Source organism: Candidatus Binatia bacterium, assembly GCA_029248525.1.
Lineage (GTDB): Bacteria > Desulfobacterota > Binatia > UBA12015 > UBA12015 > UBA12015.
In genome coordinates, this window is the sequence record JAQWJE010000027.1 from 98,783 (window position 1) to 115,963 (window position 17,181).

Here is a 17,181-nt window from a genome sequence, read left to right on the forward strand (position 1 = left end):
TCAGCTGCCTCTGCCGCTCGCGTACCAGGCGATGAATGCGTTGACGACCAGCAGGAAAGCGGCGGGCAGGATCTCGAAGACCGGATCATTTACGCGGACTCGGGCTCCGACCCCAAGCAACATCAAGAGCGCCAGTCCGCCGGCAGCCCAGGGAACCAAAGGCGGGTAGAAGTAGCCTACAATCAGGCCCAGAGCTCCCAGAACTTCCAGACTGCCCGTAAGGCGCCGGAAGTCCGCGAGCCCGAATCTCCGAAATTCCTCAACCATCGCGTCGGCAAACAGGCAGCTGAGCCCATAAAAGAGGAAAAGAGTCAGCGACAAAACTTTCGCCACTTGGTAGATGGACTCGACAGACGGCATTTTCAAGCTAGATTGTAGACGGTTCCACGCGTACCGCACCCCAAGGAGTGTTTTTTTTATGATTTCAATACTTTTGCAGTTTATTGTCGGCGCCGGCCTGCTCAATGTCTGGTTGCTTCGAGCCCAAAACCCCACAGCATACCGCGGTGGCGGCGCACAATCGCTGCAGGAAGAATTCGCCACCTACGGGCTCCCTGACTGGTTTTTTTATTTGATCGGGTTCCTGAAGATCGGCTCGGCGCTTTTGCTGTTGGGCGGCATCGCCCTTCCCAGCCTCGTCCAACCCGGAGCCAGCATCGTGGTCGGGCTGATGCTCGGAGCGATTGCGATGCATCTAAAGGTCGGCGACGAGCCGATGAAATCGCTGCCTGCCGCACTCATGCTCGGGATGAGTCTCGCGATTCTCTATCTGAACTAGACACTCGAGATCGCCCGAGGGGGTCGTGCCACCGACCCCGGGCCAAAATGAAGAACAACCGCAGCGCATGAGCGAGCAGTGGGAACTCTGCGAGGCCGGAAGGGATTGGGCAGCCGACACAGGGGCTATGAGAGTACCTCGTTCCGGGTACGGATCCATCTCGACCTCCACCGTCCGCATGCACGCGACACCACCGCGCCGATCCATAGCTACCGCTGCATCGTCGCCCGCCACCGCAGCCTGATCGATGGCCGCACGCGTCGTTGAGGATCGCGTCCCTGAGTCCCGCATCCGCCCACGGTATCCGCTTGAAGTTATCCATTCGTAAGACGCTCTCGGCAGGGGGCATCTACCAAGCTTGATCCGGCCAAGCGTCACGACGACGCATACGCTTTCTGATTCGGCGTGGCGGAGTCCTTGATGTTTGCGGATACGAGAAAGCGTTTGCCGTAGACTCTGTAGTGCAACGAACGATTTACGCCGAAAACAAAAAATAAACGCGGAAAAACATGCGCTTGAACCGGGCGCTACTGTTAGAACACGTGAGTGTGAAGAAAAAATTGCATTTCATTTCGCTGATGTTCGGAGTTCTGGCTTTGCTTGACGCAGCCCATGCGGCTCCGCTGGCCGCGCAGTCGAGCTCCGGGGACTACGCCCGATCGATTGTCTTCGATGGGCGGACCCGCACCTACAATGTTCACGTGCCTTCGAGTTATGTTGCGGGCTCTGCAGTGCCGCTGGTCATGGATTTTCATGGCTATACTTCGAACAGCAATGCACAAGCCTCCCTGTCGGGGTTTCGTCAAGTTTCGGACGCAGAAAATTTCATCGTCGCGTACCCACAAGGTGTCGGCAATTCGTGGAATGCAGCGACGTTTTGTTGCGGTGAGGCTTTGGCTGGCAGGGTCGACGATGTGGGTTTGGCGGTAGCCATCGTTGATGCAATTTCGGCCGAGTTCACGGTGGACTCCGAACGAGTCTACGCCACGGGGCTCTCGAATGGGGGCGCTCTCGCGCATCGGCTCGCCTGTGAGGCCAGTGAAGTCTTCGCGGCAACGGCACCTGTGGCTTTTCCGCTGGGAATTCTCCCGCTCAGCGCCTGCCAGCCATCTCGACCGATCACGGTGGCCCACTTTCACGGCCTGGGGGATTCCACCGTTCCCTACGAAGGCACGTTCTGGGCACCCGCATCACAAGCAAGCTTTGCAAGTTGGGCTGAGAAAAATCAGTGCGAAGGTTCGCCAGTCGTAGATGGGCCCTGCGAGACTTTCACGCAGTGTGCCGAGGGAGTGGAGACGACATTATGCAGCCTGAACGGCGGCCATATCATCTACTCCAATTCAAATAACTTCTCGATTGCGTCGTCTGCGTGGAACATCCTCTCTCGATTCACGCTCTCCCCAGATCAGCCGGACGAAGCAACTCCTGTGGCCGGCAATAGCCTTCTCATCAAGGACAAGACCGACACTACGCGGCGCAAGATCGTTCTCTCCCTCAAAGATCCGACGATTGACACGTCCCCCGGATCGGGCATCAACCCAGCCTTGGACGGTCTGCGGGTGCAGTTCTACAATGCCGCAGATGGCAACGACGTTGCCTGCTTCGACCTTCCGGCGGGGAATGCATGGCGCCAAAACGGTCCGATCACCGGGCCCACTTACAACTACCGAGATTCGCAGGCTGAATTCGGGCCTTGCCGCTCGGTGACCATCAGCGATGGTCAGCAACTGCGCATCACGTGCACCGGTCGCCGCGCACCGATTTCCTACTCTCTCGATGAACCCGCGCAGGAGGCTGTCGCCGTAAGAGTCGAAAGCGGTGATACGAATTATTGTGCAATTTTCGGCGGCATCGTCATCAGTGATTCGGGCATCGACCCACTGAGCCCCCGGGGCAAGGGTCTCTTCAAGGCAAAGCTCGCGCCATCACCCGCATCCTGTCCACCCGCACCGCCGTGCGCCTAGCCAGCTGACGGCCGCCGGTCGGGTGCACGGTCTGGCCCTGTCTCTCCCGGCCAGCGGCGTTGGTGCTCCAACCCGTGCGACCGGAGGCGGAGCGCCAAGTGAAATGCGCCACCTCGATGACAGAGCGTGGAACTGCATGAAGAATCCTGAATGCTCGTCGTCATCGGCCCGCGCCTTCTCTGGTCGGTCGGGCTGGAGCAGATGGTCGCATTCCGAGACAGGGCGCGCCAACGTTCGAGATTGAGTCTGCCTGACACAGGAAAACCGGCAGAGTTGGGGTGGGGTAGCGCTTCGGCGTGCAAGACTCGGCCGAGATTCGGATTGACCTATCAGGGTCGTTGAGGCGAAAGAGCCCTCCTGCCGCCTGCGTTGACGGAGGGCTTCATGGACAGAGTTCATCGACCCCGCTGCAGAGGTGAGCTGTGCTGCCGCTGACGGTGGAGCCATATCCGGCCGCTTGGTTCTTCGTGCCGCCGCTGACTGTGGCCAAGGTTCCCGAAGCGTCATTCTCCCGACCCCCGTTGGCCGAGGAGTAGGCGCCATTTGCCTGATTTATGAAGCCTCCGTTGACGGTAGAATTCCGCCCCCGTGCAACGTTTCCTTCTCCGCCATTGGCCGACGAATAAAGCCCCTCGGCCCGGTTTCCATCTCCGCCATTCGCCGATGAATTTTCACCGTCGGCACGATTGAGCTCGCCGCCATTCACCGCTGCATTTTCGCCTGCAGCAATATTGTTCAGGCCGCCATTCACGGCCGCATATTTAGCCGAAGCTCTATTCTTACGGCCACCACCAACCGAGGATCCAAGCCTGGAGGCAGAATTGTCTGTTCCGCCCACGACCGACGAGAACTCACCAGCCGCCAAATTTCCCGACCCTGCAGTAATGGAACTCATGAGACCCGAAGCTCTATTACCGGCACCAGTCAGGACAACCGCGAACTCTTCCGTAATGTCGTTGGAAGTTCCACCGATCAAGCCAGCAAAACTGCTATAGAAATTGTCGACACCAAACACGACATTATGTGAGCCACTCTTGGGTGAGCGCTGATCACTCGGTGGTGGTCGGTTGTCTTCGTCGTAACCAACGATCAGATTCCCGCGACCATTGATCGTATCCGTGCTGCCGCGCCCGTTGACTATCTGAACGTTCACTTGTGTGAACCGAACAGTCTCGCTTTGACCATCGCCATCGTTGTCGACCAGAGTCATGCGGTCCAGAATTGCCAACTCTTCGCTGGAAACGATGGCAACATATTTACCGGTGCATACCGGATAGAGCTTCAGCGTTCGCCGAGGTACACCCAGAGTTAGTGCGAGAGCGCTGACAGAGCGCAGCTCCAAATTTGCATCGAATGTCGCGCCGGCTCGTTCGACCAGTGCGGCGTCCGCCCGCGACGGAGGGTTCCGCGGGTGAATGCGGTCGTCCAGGAGTTCCAGAATTTCGCTCAAGATGATGGCCTGAACTTCGTCGGCCCGAAGTTCGCTGCTGCCTGCAAGGCCCCGACGGAGAATCTCCCCCAACTCGTGGCGCACATGAGCTGTTTTTTCCGGGCAGCACGCCAGCCAACGGCTGGTGCGGTTGGGTCGGAACACGTCATCGATATGCTCTCTCAGGCCCATCGCTTCGGCGGCAGCTTCCAGCTTGCTGCGCTCGATAAAGACAGCCAGAACCGGCGGGCCGGACTGGGTTTTCTGATGGAGCATTTCTCCGGGGATCAGAGTGGGGATTTCGAAAGTTGAGCGGCTCCCATGTGCATGGCCCCACCAGAGACACTGGCTGTCGAGAGCTGGCAGGCCGATGCCGACCTGGTCGGCACGAAGCGCCCCCTGATTGAACGCGGCCGCGAAGTATCGAAAGCTGCCAAGAATCGATTCGCATGCCGCCAGACTCAGGAGCTCCGAGTTGAATTCACCGGAAGCCAGCTGGAATTGCTCGTAATCAAACAGACCCTTGAAGGCCTGATTTCCCTCTTCGAGGTTCTTTGAGAAAACTCGATGGCAAATAGGGAGTTCCGGCTGCCCGGCGAGTGGGGCTGGGGTGTTCGATTCGGAGCCGATTCCAATCATCGACTCGACTTTACGCAAAGGTTGACCCGTGGGAAAGAGTCAAAAAGCCCGACCGAAATAAAGGTATTCGTCCACACCCCTGAGACGCGCGGATCCTTCTGGCCCAGATGCTCTTCGATAGCTGCCAGGACGACTTCGGGGCCGGACGGGCGCGTCCTTGCAGGAAGGACAATTCCCGCTGCGCGGATGCCATGCCAGCGAGCTGGACGCGCAAAATGACGGCGATTCAGGTTCGACTATGGAAGGGCCCACTGATTTCATAGGTGATTCCGAGGGTGTTGGAGATGTCATCGGTGGGACCGAGTTGAGAGCTCAGGTAGAGGCGGTTGCCAGAGGGATCAAAGGCAGGCCCCGTGATTTCGGACAGCGGGTGTTCGATGATCTCGCAGATTGGTTGCGCCCCGCCGTCGGTGCGCACCAGGCAGAGTTCCATGTTTCCGCCATCTTCCGCGACAAGGATTTCACCGAATTGGGAGACCGTCACATTGTCGACGCCTGTCAATACTGGAGACGGTGAGGTCAGTGGGTCATAGAGAATTCCGATCGTGTCGGAACGCAGGTCGAGTTGCCAGATGCGGTTGTCTGTCTTGGTTGAAAAGACCACCAGACCCTCGTGGTACCAGATCCCTTCTCCGCCAATGAAGGGCGTGCTTTCGGGGATTTGGTGGCGCGTGGGGGTTTCTCCGGTGAATTCGGGGTCGGGAAGTTCGTGCCAGACAATGGCGCCCGATTCGCCCTCCACGATGCGCGCGACATCGATGGAGCCCGTTGTCAGATCCGGTTGCCCAAAGCGGTTCCTCGACCGGGGTCTGTATCGATAGAGCCGACCGTCCGGTTGGTCTTCGGTCATGTAGATGTTGCCCGTTGCCGGATCGACCGCAGCCGCTTCATGTTTGAAGACCCCGAGGCTCTTGCGTAAAATGGCGGGGCGCCGCCCTGTGGGGTCGCACTCCCAGACAACGCCAACATCCCATTCTTCGCACGATAGCCACGTTCCCCATGGCGTCAGGCCCCCGGCGCAGTTCAGGAGAGTTTCCTCCTCAAGGATGGGATAGGCATCGACGATTTCGCCGGATGACGAGAAGCGCAAGGCGCCAACCCCTCCGGGAATGGCCTCGGAGTTCGACACATAGATCCATCCACCATCCCCGGTCGGGAAGGTGGCACCTCCGTCCGGCAACAGCGGCCAGAGATAGTCCGAGGAAGTTGTGGGCGGCTCACCGCTTCGAGCGACGACTCGAGATTGGAATCCCAGGGGTAGGCGCACCCCGTTTTCGTCCGGGGCTCCGAGGGGGCCGAGATCCGCGATCAAACCGGACGAGTTTGCGCTGGAGGAGCCGCCGCATCCGGACAGTGAATTTCCGGCGAGAAACAAACCCAGGCCGCCGAGTGTGGCCTGCAAAAATTGCCGCCGACTGCTGGATATCGGTTCGAGGCCGGAAGCCGGCCGGCCAATTATTTTGGATGCCATTGGTCGGACCTATCGCTGAACCCCTCTGTGATCAAGTAATCTTTCGGATGACCGCATGATTGCGTCGATCACCCCGAATTCAGCACGATTCCAGCCTCTCGCTTGCACATTTCGGTTTGTCGAGGGCTGGCCTGCTGGTTGCGAGATGAAGTGATTTTTCTACCGTAAAGGGGTACGCTCACGGCATGCCAAGACCGACAGCCTTGCGGCGTATCTTGTTCGCGGCTCTGGGCGTTTTCCTGGCGGGAGCGGTGGTGGTCGCGGTCCGCGCGCAGAAAATATCGAACCGCCTGTCGCAGGTGGCCTCGAAAGAACCCTTTGTGGACGCGACGTCGTGGAAGGTTGCCTCTCTTCGCGAATTGCCCCTGATCCTTCCCGATTCAGTGCAGGAACTTGGCCGCGTTGCCTGGGAGGGGGTGGGGTCGCCAATTGCCTTTGATGCAAAGGGCTCACGCGACACGAAATTCGATGTCTATCTGGTAGCGGCGGAAGGCGGAGTCGCCGAGTGTTTGACGTGTGAGGTGCCCTGGCTCGCAGGGCGAAATGTGGGCAATCCGGCCTGGGGCCCCGATGGCCGTTTTCTGCTTTTGCAGATCGAAAACCAGACAGCGATCCCGGAGGACTTGGAGCTATCGCCTCTGATCGCCGATCCGAGCTACCCGGGGTTCGGCCTTTCGAGCTCGCTCTGGGTCTATGACTCGGCTCGAGGGGACTTCCACCTTCTCTTTGAAATCGATGGGGACAACGGGTGGGGGACCTTGCACCCGCACTTCTCGCACGACGGGCGTCAGGTTACCTGGACGCGAGTGACCAGCGACGTTGGCTGCCTTGGCTCGATGCAGGTGATGGTAGGCGATTTTCTCGCCGAGCCGGTGCCCCGTTTGCAGAACATCCGGGGCTTGCAGTCGGCTGCCAGTGGGCCGGGGTCATTTTTCGAAACGCAGGACTTTCGCTCAGGCGAAATTCTGACAGCCTGCGCTCCGGTACCTGATCAGCAACACCATTTCATGGATTTATGTCGTCTGGACTCGCATACGGACAGATTGACCCGGCTAACCGACCGATCCGGGATGGCTGGTGAGACAGGGTCCTGGGAAGAGCATGCGAAATACATCGGAGACAGCGAGGTGCTTTTTGTTTCTTCGCGGGGGTATCCGAACCCCGTGGAGTCCTGCGATATGCGCAGCGCTTCGTTCATTAAATGGTTGAAGACCTATCTATACGTTGCGGACACTCGCACGCCCGGGGCAGCTGCCGAGCGTCTGACCTTCTGGAACGAACCGGGTCACCCCGATTTCTGCGATTGTGGCAATGCCCTGGCCTCGGATTTCTCCTGGAATCAGGAGCGATCCGCGGCGGTGGTCTTTGTGCAGTTCCTGAATTGGCCGAGGTACCTGCCGATCCCGGTCGGCTTTGAAGCGCGATACTATATTTTGGAGTTGGACCGTTTACCCGAGAGGCCCGATCAGAGTTCGAAGCTGACCGGAAGGTAGGCTCGGGAGGGGTTTTGCAGCGAGTCGGGGTCTCCGCCTCCCGGAGTCTCGACCCATTGAATTCGGGGGCTCTATTCGTCCCTTCCGATTCTGCTGCCGGCTGCGTTTACCGCGCTTCCCGCCCGTGGAGACCGCCGCACGCAATAGAAGGATAGGCCGATGGTTTCAGTGCATTGAAGTATCTTTTGAAAACTCCGGTTAGGGTTTCCTGCATCGAAAAATATCGACCGGATGAGGCAGACTTGTTGTCGTACCTTTCTCTTCGCTGATCGACATCAAGAATTCGGAAATGTCGTTGCGCAACCCTGTCGGCAATTGATCGGCTCGGGTTTGCACGATGAAGTCCACAATGTTTCGACCTTCTTCGGTTGATTCGCCGAAACATTCGTTCGCATTCAGATTGGCGCTAACGCGCGTTTCACAATATTCCAAGTCACGCGCATCCAAGTGGGCTCGTACGTCATCGCTGAACCAACTTTTTTGTTCCATTTGGCGTTGCCACATCAGATTAGCAATGATGTTCAGTTCTTCGTCAGGGGCAATCATGATGACCAATTCCCCACCAGGTTTCAGTGCTCGTAGTGCGGCATCGATAGCATCATTGCGATCTTCCAAATAGTAGATGGATTGCACAAAAAGAATGAGGTCGAACGTGTTTTCAAAGGTTTGCTCGCCAAACTTTTGCACGAGAACGGCAACCTCGACTTGATTAGATTTTTGAGAACCCATTGTTTGTAAAAATTCAGCAGCCGCTATTTCGTTTGGCTCAATGCCGAGATACGACACTTGGTTCATTCGCGCCCGGGCATATCCCAAAATGTGCTCGTCAAAAGCACCTGTGCCACAGCCAACACTCAAAATAGCATTAGTGTCTTGCGACATTCTCGAGACAACGTTGGCTTTGAGCCAACCCAGGAGCCCCAACCGTTGATCGCTATTGGCTTCAAAAATTTCGAGACATTTGGCGTAATAACTATTAGCTAAGGGATCTATCTGCTTTAGACCTGTTACCGCACGGTCAATTGACGTGATCATCTTGCTTTGATGTGACGTGTATAAACTCATAGATGAACCAATGAACTCCTGAAGTCAGCGCTTATGCGCAGAGACACGATCGGATTAGCGAACGATGGAGTACCCTAACAGAGTTTCCCGGAAGGTTTTGGGGGTCTTGTCGAGCTTCTCACGTTCGAATAGCGGGTATCTTCCGATAACGACACCAAGAATCCAGCAAATTGGAGCCAAGCCATGAATCGATCCCTTCCCGCCGCCACAGACGCCGACACCTTTGATCGGAGTTGCGCTCACTGGAGCGCTGACGGTCGTGAGGGTATGGACAACTTTTACACCTATGCGACTGTCGATTATCGACACTTGGCTGGCTTGATCGACTGGTCTGCTCTGCTGGCCTCCTTGTCGGAGCAAACAGGCGGTCTTCAATTGGCAGATCTGGCCTGCGGCAGCGGTAAGTTTCCAACCGCCCTGTTGGAACACACAACGCTACCTGAGTTGATGAGTGCTGAAGGCAGATCGACTCAAGTGCTGTACGACCTTTTGGATCCCAGCACCTTTGCGATCGAGGAAGCGGCAGCCGTGCTCAAGTCACCTTTTCTCGAACGTGATCGCTATTGCTGCAGACTGCAGGACTGGCAGCCAAAGCCCAGCACTTATGATCTCTGCTGGGCAACCCACGCACTTTATTGCGTGCCGGCCGCAGAGATGGGGGAATGCATGGCTATTTTGAAAGGTGCCATGAAGCCCGGCGGTATCGGCGTCGTGGCTCAGTCCAATCGCAGTGGGCACTATATTCGTTTCTATGAGCATTTCCTGGAAAGCATCCACGGTGGAAACGGCACGCGCTTCAGCGCCGCCGAAGATGTCGCTGAAGCGGCTGAAAATTCTCGTTTTGAGAGGCAAATTCGCACGCTCAATTATGAAACCGCCATTGACGAAAACGATCACCAAGCACTCGAATCCTACCTACAGCGTTGCGCTTTTGATGATTCCATATCGTTGCATGAAATGATGAATAGCGGATCTCTGGGGCAATATTTAAAGAACGCCAAAAGCCGAGGAGCCTATCGTTTTCAGCAATCTGTTGACGTTGTCGTGTTCGGGAATGATCTATCCTCATTTAATTTTTGGATGCAAGAATAGTGAAAGAGCCTTCCAACTCCCAGCCCAAACCTCAGTCCTACGACTACTTGTCCAAGGCCCAACAGAAGAGCGAGGGCGTTGCATCGCAGTGGGACCAAGACAACCAGCAATGGTGGAATTGGTATATGACGCTCGCAGAGAACGAGCATGATCAAACGAATGCCGCCGCTAAGCCAGCGATCGCCGGTGTACAAGCGCCTATTGAAATTGACGAATCAACACTCGCGAAGATAGCGTCTGGTCTTTCAGCGCCCTACAAATTGTCTTCGGCTTGCATTAGTCAGTTCGCCAAAGATGGCTACATCAAACTTAAAAACGTCATCGACCCCGAGCATTTAACTCTGCTCAGACAGCGTATTAACAGCATCTTAATTGACACCCTGGGAGCCGAGCCTGAATTGGCTTTTCGAAGTGACGAGATGATGTGGCTTCACGACGAACTCGTGCGACATTTCGTTTTGAGCAAACGCATCGCGCAAATTGCGAGCGAGCTCTTGGGTGTTCAAGCGGTCCGTCTCTATCACGACAATGCGTTATCAAAAGAGCCTGGCTGCGGGCGCACACCTTGGCACTATGACTATCATCACTTTCCCATCGACAGTCTAAATGTCTGTACCGCTTGGATTCCATTGCAACCTATTCCAAGGGAAATGGGACCGCTTGCATTTGCAGCGGGCATGGAAACTTACAAACTTGTTAAAGACCTGCCTTTTAACAAGTTCGACTCAAGCTATGACAAGCAGCTGAGCCAAATCTTCGCGGATAAACATGTTCCTGTAGATGATAGCAGCTTCGATTTGGGCGAGATCAGCTTTCATCATTCGTTATCGTTTCATACGGCCGGTGCGAATAGGACTAACGAATCTCGTATGGCGTTAGCGACAACCTATTTTGAAGACGGTGCACATCTTGTCTCAAATCCAACTATGATCTCCGGGGAGTTTCACAAGTTTATGCCGGCAATCGAACCGGGCGATATCATCAACAGTGCATACAACCCCGTATGCCATCGACGTGCTGATTAACCTGCAAAAGCGAAGGTTATGAGTAGGTCAGAAAAACAAACTCTCGGGATCAATCATGCGGATTTTCCGCACTTGATGACGATGACAGCACTCATCGTCGCCGGTGAAGCTATATTTTCTCTGCCATTCCACGTGACCCGATTCTTTCGTCCGACTTTTCTAGAGGTTTTCGAGTTCAGTAATTTGCAGTTGGGGCTTGTCCAAGCGTCGTATGGGGTGATTGCAATGCTGGCGTATTTCCCAGGTGGACAACTCGCCGATATTTTTTCCGCCCGTAAACTCTTGGCAGCTTCCTTGATGGCGACAGGACTTGGCGGGCTCTACTTCGCGCAGATTCCAACCTACCAAGGCCTGCACTTGCTCTTTGGCTTTTGGGGTTTCACCACCATTCTTTTATTTTGGGGGGCGCTGATTCGTGCCACTCGTGAATGGGGTTCGGTCTCGGCGCAAGGGCGCGCATTTGGCATATTGGATGGAGGTCGCGGATTATTCGCGGCGTTGATTAGCGCGATTGCGGTTTTTGTCTTACGTAGTTTTTTCCCAGACGATGTGGAACTCGCCACCAACGCGGAGCGCATTTTGGCGCTTCAATATGTGATCTATTGTTATACTCTTTTCACATTCATGGCAGTACCTTTAGTTTGGCTGTGTGTGCCCGAACCGTCAGTGGACCTTGTGAACGCAAACTTGGTTGCCAACAGGCCGGGTTTGGTAAGACGTACAATTGATGTCATGAGGTTGCCGACCGTTTGGTTACAATCGCTCATCATTGTAGCGGCCTATGTGGGCTATAAGGGCATCGACAATTATTCTCTTTTTGCTTACAGCGCTTATGGGTTGAATGAAGTTGAAGCCGCTGAGTTGACTGCCTACAGCGTTTGGATACGTCCGGTTGCGGCCGTTGCCGCTGGCCTTCTTGCGGATCGTATTTTACCGTCCCGGGCAACAGCCTTATGCTTTGCGCTTATGATATTTTGCTTTGGGTTCCTCTCCTTCGACACCCCGAATGTACCCCAGATCTGGATTCTGTTCGTGAATGTGATTGTCACTAGTGCCGCTGTATTTGGACTGCGCGGCATCTATTTTGCGCTGTTCGAGGAGGGGCACGTGCCGGCCATCGAAACGGGTACGGCGACAGGCCTGGTTTCTGTCATTGGTTTTACACCGGATATTTTCATGGGTCCTATGTCCGGCTGGATTTTGGATCGCTCACCAGGTTTGCAAGGCCATCAAGATTTCTATCTCCTGATGGCCTGCTTCGCATTTCTTGGACTTGTTGCAAGTGTGTTGTTTGGTCGTCTCGCAAGAAAGCCTGCACCCCGCTGAACGAAACGACAATCGGGTGAAAATCATATAACAATCAAGTAACCACAGAGGCGTAAGCAAACGTGGTTTGGTGAATTCTTCCGGCTTCGGCGCAACGCGCCGATCGACTTAAATCTCGTCGAAAGCAAACCCATTAGATCTTCATGTTCGTACAATGTGCTTTCGATTAAAAATTTCGATAAACTATCTGCCGCAGATTGCGTGACTGCAGCGGGATTCTGCAAACTAGCATCCATAACAACTCAACCCTATCCAGCGTGGATGTTGAATTGACCGAGACGGCGAGCCAAAATTAATGCTTGAAACAACTAATGACTCTCAGAATACGTTCGAAAACGACGTGATTGATGGGCTTTCCCAATTACAAAAAACCATTCCTTGCCGGTGGCTTTATGATGAAAGGGGCTCGGAACTTTTTGAAGAAATTACCGTGCTGCCGGAATACTATCCAACCCGCACGGAAACCGGCATTTTGTCCCAATACGCAGCGGAGATCGCTGCCCATGTTGGCCCTCACGCAACTGTGGTCGAGTATGGAGCGGGTGCCTCGGTCAAAACTCGGATACTCATCGACGCGCTCGAAGAACTCAGGACTTATATACCCATCGATATCTCTGCAGATTTTTTGCAAGCCAGTGCGACTTCATTGCAGGAAGATTACCCAGACCTGAATATAGATCCGGTGGTCGCAGACTTTCTATCGGCCGTCGAGTTACCTGAAAAATCAGCTGAGGGTGCACGGGTCGGTTTCTTTCCCGGGTCGACCATCGGTAATCTCGAGAGCTCGGAAATTACAGGATTCATGCAGCGCGCACGTGAGGATTTAGGAGCAAGTGCACAATTTGTTCTGGGTGCAGATTTGAAAAAGGATGCCAAAATCCTGATTCCGGCCTATGACGATTCCGCCGGTATCACTTCTGAATTCAATCTCAATTTGTTGAGACGTATGAACGGAGAGTTGGACGCTAACTTCGATGTCGCTTCTTTTAACCATGAAGCAAGATGGAACGACGATGATGCAAGAATCGAGATGCACCTGGTCAGCGATCGAGACCAATCTGTTGAAGTATCAGGGAAAACATTCGATTTCAGGCAGGGTGAAACTGTGCATACCGAAAACTCACGAAAGTTCGAGATCGATGCCCTTCAAAAACTAATCGGGCAATGCGGCTGGCAACTGGCAGATAGCTGGGTCGACAAAGACAATCTCTTCTCGGTACTGTTGTTCAAGGCCATTTGAAACCTGAGGCTTTTCAGCGTCGGCGTTCGTCGCAAACTCACTTTGATCGTGATTCTCAGTACTTCATTGATAGAAAATCTTGCGTTTTTTTGGGTCGGATCGGGAATGAATCTTTTCCCTTTTTCAACGACCTTCATGTTCCAAAAAAGTTACTGAAAAGTAAGTAACTGACGGTAGGAAACATGAAGGCCCTTCTTGCCCGGAAGGCGCTCTACTCGTCAAGCCGAATCCTGCCACCGGTCAGTCTCCCACTCCCCTGCCCGCACCTGGCGGCGTCGCTGGGCGGCTGTCGCTCTGGTCACTCGCAGCAGGTTATGCGATCGCATCCGGTGTTTCGAGCTAATTTCCCGAAAGCCAAACCGCACCCGACCCGGAAAAAAACGGGCGGGCACGGATTCATCGGTCTCCCCGAATCGCGGCTGCGGCTTCATGCGCCGAGAAAATCACTCGAAATGAACGTGCGCCGCCGAGATGACCTGATGACTATTGACGACGCCCGGTTTTGACCATGGCCGCGTGCCCCCGCGGTGTGGCAGACTGGGGATAGCTCCAACAACACTTGCGAGCAGAAAGCCCTCAGGATTTCCGGCCCGGAAGCCGCCTGCTTGTGGTGATGGATTCTTCGAGGCTTTTTCCCGCCAGGACGGCGAGCGCACGCTCGAGTTCAGGTAGTTGCGTCGAGGATTGCGCGCGCCAGGCGACGTGGTGGTCGGGACGGACGAGCAGTGCACCGTCACCATCAACGGCACACAACGTTCGCCACGATTCGAGCGCAGGCGTGTCGACCCCGACGCGGACCATCGCCACGTCGGCGGCGCCAAGGGCGTTGCGCCATGCCGCGTGGTCTCCGAAACTGAATAGAACAGGCCGATCCAGCGTGACGAGATCGAGGGTTGAGCGCCCGCCGGTCTCCTCCAGCCAATCGTGCGGCATCCGAGCCCCGGGCCGAGCCGTCGGCTGATAGTCGCTGGACGAACCTGTTTCCACAGGGAGCGGATCCTCTCCGACAAGGGCCCCTTCGCGGTAGATATAGCCAAGCTGGAGGCCGAACAGATCGAAATGCTCTCGCTGCAACTCGACCGCTGCGGCGATTGCCTCGGCCTTCGACGGATCTGCCAGAGACGCATCCAACCGCTCACTTGTCGGCTCGACGTCGATGCCGAGTGCTACCGGTAGCTCGACCAGCTTAATGGCGTTCGTCAGCGACTGGCGAGCGTTATTCTGCGCAACCGGGAGACGCTCTTTCTCATAGGAATCGAGCAGCGCATCCGATGCCTTGCCTGCGATGACCGCCGCGATGCGCCACATCAGCCCGTGGATGTCCTGCACCCCCGAGTTCAGGCCGAGTCCGCCCGTAGGCGGAAAGCGGTGAGCGGAGTCGCCGGCCAGAAAGACTCGGCCCCGCCCCATCGATGCCGCCGTCTGTGAACTCATCCACCATATGCCTTTGCCCAGGATCTCGGCGTCAAGATCGGCATTGGCCGCCCTCTCGATAATGTCCACACACCGATCATCGTCGTAGTCGTCCACCGACTCGTTCGACGGGTCGATTGCGTGCATGAACACCCAATCGGACTCGACATCATGTGCAATGAACGCGCCAGAGGCTTGCGGGTCGAACGTAAAGTGCAATACCGCGGGCCGCTCTGCCGTGAGGCCGCGGAGGTTCGCCGCAAAATGAATCATCAGATAACCCTGGATCAGCGGCGGGCCGACCATCTCGATGCCGAGCATCTCGCGAACACGGCTGCCCGCTCCGTCACACCCAATAACATAGCGACTACGCACCCGGGTCGTATCGCCGGAGTCGAGGTCCACGAGGTCAGAGACGACGCCATCATCGAGTTCCTCGGAATGCTCCCACTGGTGCCGGTAGCGGAGGTCGGCATCCGGTGAGGCGCGCAGCTCATCGGCGAGGATCGGCTCGAAGCGATGCTGAGACAGGTTGCGCAGCGGCGTCGGGGTGAATTCGAGGCAGGCTTCCCCCTGACGCTCGAAGGGGAGCCGGCCGATCAGTTCGCCACGCAGTCGGGTGACAAAGTTGACGTGGCCGGCATCGGATTCACTCTTGCCGGCAGCGAAGATGCGTTCCATATCGAGCCCGGCCTGGCGGCAGATCTCGTAGGTCCGAGCGTTGACCACGTGGGCCGCAGGCGCTTTCTGAGGCCCATCACGGCGCTCGACCACCAACGCACTCAGCCCCAGGCGCGAGGCAAGGATCCCGCCCAGCATCCCCACCGGCCCCGCCCCCACGATCAACACATCAACGTCGACGCCGGGGCTCTCGGCCATCAGAAAATCCCTTCGTAGCTTCCACCATCGAGCTGCAGACTCTGCCCGGACATGAAACCGGCCTGGGCGGAACACAGATATGCGAACGCATCCCCGAACTCCTCGGGGCGGCCGAGTCGACCGGCCTTGATCGATGCGATCTGTTCGGCACGGGCGTCTTCGTAGGAGACGCCCTTGAACTGCATTACCAGTTGGGCCATCTGCTCTTGGCGACCGGTGTCGAACCGTTCCGGCAGAAGCTGATTGACCGTCACGTTATGGGCCACCACGTCCTTGGAGAGGCCCTTGAGAATGCCCGCGAGCCCAAGCCGGGTGCCGTGCGAGAGGCTCATAACTGAGTTCGGCGTCTTGACCATCGCCGAACTGACGGCAACCACGCGCCCGAATCGACGCTCGACCATCCCGGAGACAACCCGCTGAAGGATGCCAACCGGGCCAACTACGGCTTGCCGGAAGGCCGCGGCGAGGGCGTCCGGGCCGAGGTCGGCAAACGGCGCTGGCGGTGGGCCCTCCCCGTTGAGCAGCAAGATATCAGGCTCGGAGCATGCCTCAAGCAGTGCATCATGCACCTCGGGAGTCGACGAGTCACCGACCACACCGGTAACCTCGACGTCATGCGACACCCGGAGTTCGTCGACCGCCGCCTCCACATCGGCCGCATTGCGACCGTTGATCACCACGTGCACACCTTCGCGAGCAACGCTCTCTGCGCAAGCCCGCCCCAGCCCACGGCTTGATCCTAACAGAATCGCCCGACGACCTGCGATTCCGAGATCCATTGCCTAGGAATCTCCGTTCTGGCCATTCAGCCGGGCCCGAAACTGAGCCTGCCAGTCGAGAAGCGGCTGGAACTCTTCGCCGTCCTGAATTTTCGCCAGCGTGTCGGCCTCGATCGCCGCATCGTCTGCCGACAGATCCAATCCATCGGCGCGGGGTTGCGCGACATGAAAGGGGGTGTCGACAAAACATTCCAGGCCATTGCCCTCGGGGTCGTTGAAGTACAATGACCAAGCATTACCGTGCGAGATCGGAAGCGCTCCCTCGACGCCCGCTTCGTCCAGGCGAGCACCGATGGCCCGCAGGTCGTCGAGACTCCCGGTACGAAACGCCAAATGATCGGCCAGGACGAACTGATGCTCGGCCTCCGGAAGGCCCGTCACAAAGACCATTTGATGGTGCTCGGTGGGGTCCTGGGAGAGAAACGCCAGCTCCCCTTCTCCGACCAAGCCGCGGTTGGTCACCACAAAGCCGAGTACGCCGCAATAGAATTCGAGCATCACTTCGAGGTCGCGCACCGCGACCGTCGTATGGCTCAGCGAAAGCCGAGGCGAGGGTGAATTTGGCATTGGCCTTCTTCCTTTCACGAT

15 protein-coding genes are annotated in these 17,181 nt (G+C 56.4%); 8 read left to right on the top strand and 7 right to left on the bottom strand.

Features of this window, described 5'->3' with window-relative positions; translation table 11 throughout:
* Entirely contained in the window at positions 1–360 is a 360-nt protein-coding gene (locus P8K07_06240; GenBank protein ID MDG1958118.1) for a DoxX family protein, read from the bottom strand.
* A gap of 58 nt (positions 361–418) precedes the next feature.
* Between P8K07_06240 and P8K07_06245 the strand changes: the two genes are divergently transcribed.
* From P8K07_06245 to P8K07_06255, 3 genes are all read left to right on the top strand, one after another.
* Entirely contained in the window at positions 419–778 is a 360-nt protein-coding gene (locus P8K07_06245; GenBank protein ID MDG1958119.1) for a DoxX family protein, read from the top strand.
* Between the two features lie 78 nt (positions 779–856).
* Entirely contained in the window at positions 857–1,045 is a 189-nt protein-coding gene (locus tag P8K07_06250) for a hypothetical protein (protein ID MDG1958120.1), read from the top strand.
* Positions 1,046–1,326: 281 nt separating this feature from the next.
* Complete coding sequence (locus tag P8K07_06255; GenBank protein ID MDG1958121.1) at positions 1,327–2,742, top strand: PHB depolymerase family esterase; 1,416 nt, start codon at positions 1,327–1,329, stop codon at positions 2,740–2,742.
* A 382-nt stretch (positions 2,743–3,124) separates the two neighbouring features.
* Here P8K07_06255 and P8K07_06260 read toward each other — a convergent pair whose 3' ends face one another.
* Together P8K07_06260 and P8K07_06265 are read right to left on the bottom strand one after the other, a co-directional pair.
* The gene (locus P8K07_06260; GenBank protein ID MDG1958122.1) at positions 3,125–4,810 is read right to left on the bottom strand and encodes a hypothetical protein; all 1,686 of its coding nucleotides are present in this window, start codon (positions 4,808–4,810) and stop codon (positions 3,125–3,127) included.
* A gap of 226 nt (positions 4,811–5,036) precedes the next feature.
* The gene (locus P8K07_06265; protein MDG1958123.1) at positions 5,037–6,281 is read right to left on the bottom strand and encodes a DUF839 domain-containing protein; all 1,245 of its coding nucleotides are present in this window, start codon (positions 6,279–6,281) and stop codon (positions 5,037–5,039) included.
* Positions 6,282–6,466: 185 nt separating this feature from the next.
* On the opposite strand from P8K07_06265, the gene P8K07_06270 reads away from it, so the two are divergent.
* Positions 6,467–7,774: a hypothetical protein gene (locus P8K07_06270; GenBank protein ID MDG1958124.1), complete on the top strand. Its 1,308-nt coding sequence runs from the start codon at positions 6,467–6,469 to the stop codon at positions 7,772–7,774.
* A 198-nt stretch (positions 7,775–7,972) separates the two neighbouring features.
* On the opposite strand, the gene P8K07_06275 is transcribed toward P8K07_06270, so the two are convergent.
* The gene (locus tag P8K07_06275; protein ID MDG1958125.1) at positions 7,973–8,809 is read right to left on the bottom strand and encodes a class I SAM-dependent methyltransferase; all 837 of its coding nucleotides are present in this window, start codon (positions 8,807–8,809) and stop codon (positions 7,973–7,975) included.
* 213 nt (positions 8,810–9,022) lie between these two features.
* Here P8K07_06275 and P8K07_06280 point away from each other — a divergent pair, with 213 nt between their 5' ends.
* The 4 genes from P8K07_06280 (at position 9,023) to egtD (ending at position 13,522) form a co-directional block, all read left to right on the top strand.
* Positions 9,023–9,931 carry a class I SAM-dependent methyltransferase gene (locus P8K07_06280; GenBank protein MDG1958126.1) on the top strand — a complete coding sequence of 303 codons (909 nt, stop codon included), beginning with the start codon at positions 9,023–9,025 and terminating at the stop codon, positions 9,929–9,931.
* Positions 9,931–10,956 (top strand): phytanoyl-CoA dioxygenase family protein, encoded by a 1,026-nt coding sequence (locus P8K07_06285; protein ID MDG1958127.1) that lies wholly within the window; start codon positions 9,931–9,933, stop codon positions 10,954–10,956. Before P8K07_06280 ends, P8K07_06285 begins: the two co-directional genes overlap by 1 nt.
* 18 nt (positions 10,957–10,974) lie before the next feature.
* Positions 10,975–12,282 carry an MFS transporter gene (locus P8K07_06290; protein ID MDG1958128.1) on the top strand — a complete coding sequence of 436 codons (1,308 nt, stop codon included), beginning with the start codon at positions 10,975–10,977 and terminating at the stop codon, positions 12,280–12,282.
* 295 nt (positions 12,283–12,577) lie between these two features.
* Positions 12,578–13,522: an L-histidine N(alpha)-methyltransferase gene (egtD, locus tag P8K07_06295; protein MDG1958129.1), complete on the top strand. Its 945-nt coding sequence runs from the start codon at positions 12,578–12,580 to the stop codon at positions 13,520–13,522.
* 576 nt (positions 13,523–14,098) lie between these two features.
* On the opposite strand, the gene P8K07_06300 is transcribed toward egtD, so the two are convergent.
* From P8K07_06300 to P8K07_06310, 3 genes are read right to left on the bottom strand one after another with little or no spacing between them, the layout of a single operon-like run.
* Positions 14,099–15,814 (bottom strand): FAD-dependent monooxygenase, encoded by a 1,716-nt coding sequence (locus P8K07_06300; protein MDG1958130.1) that lies wholly within the window; start codon positions 15,812–15,814, stop codon positions 14,099–14,101.
* Entirely contained in the window at positions 15,814–16,593 is a 780-nt protein-coding gene (locus P8K07_06305) for an SDR family oxidoreductase (protein ID MDG1958131.1), read from the bottom strand. The genes P8K07_06300 and P8K07_06305 overlap by 1 nt, the downstream gene beginning before the upstream one ends.
* A gap of 3 nt (positions 16,594–16,596) precedes the next feature.
* Positions 16,597–17,160, bottom strand: a complete 564-nt coding sequence (locus P8K07_06310; GenBank protein MDG1958132.1) for a VOC family protein — start codon at positions 17,158–17,160, stop codon at positions 16,597–16,599.
* Positions 17,161–17,181: the final 21 nt, after the last annotated feature.

Coding starts and splice junctions, on each gene's coding strand:
- P8K07_06280 (MDG1958126.1), top strand. CDS start 9,023: ATGAATCGATCCCTTCCCGCCGCCACAGACGCCGACACCTTTGATCGG.
- P8K07_06260 (MDG1958122.1), bottom strand. CDS start 4,810: ATGATTGGAATCGGCTCCGAATCGAACACCCCAGCCCCACTCGCCGGG.
- P8K07_06275 (MDG1958125.1), bottom strand. CDS start 8,809: ATGATCACGTCAATTGACCGTGCGGTAACAGGTCTAAAGCAGATAGAT.
- P8K07_06305 (MDG1958131.1), bottom strand. CDS start 16,593: ATGGATCTCGGAATCGCAGGTCGTCGGGCGATTCTGTTAGGATCAAGC.
- P8K07_06270 (MDG1958124.1), top strand. CDS start 6,467: ATGCCAAGACCGACAGCCTTGCGGCGTATCTTGTTCGCGGCTCTGGGC.
- egtD (MDG1958129.1), top strand. CDS start 12,578: ATGCTTGAAACAACTAATGACTCTCAGAATACGTTCGAAAACGACGTG.
- P8K07_06290 (MDG1958128.1), top strand. CDS start 10,975: ATGAGTAGGTCAGAAAAACAAACTCTCGGGATCAATCATGCGGATTTT.
- P8K07_06245 (MDG1958119.1), top strand. CDS start 419: ATGATTTCAATACTTTTGCAGTTTATTGTCGGCGCCGGCCTGCTCAAT.
- P8K07_06265 (MDG1958123.1), bottom strand. CDS start 6,281: ATGGCATCCAAAATAATTGGCCGGCCGGCTTCCGGCCTCGAACCGATA.
- P8K07_06240 (MDG1958118.1), bottom strand. CDS start 360: ATGCCGTCTGTCGAGTCCATCTACCAAGTGGCGAAAGTTTTGTCGCTG.
- P8K07_06300 (MDG1958130.1), bottom strand. CDS start 15,814: ATGGCCGAGAGCCCCGGCGTCGACGTTGATGTGTTGATCGTGGGGGCG.
- P8K07_06310 (MDG1958132.1), bottom strand. CDS start 17,160: ATGCCAAATTCACCCTCGCCTCGGCTTTCGCTGAGCCATACGACGGTC.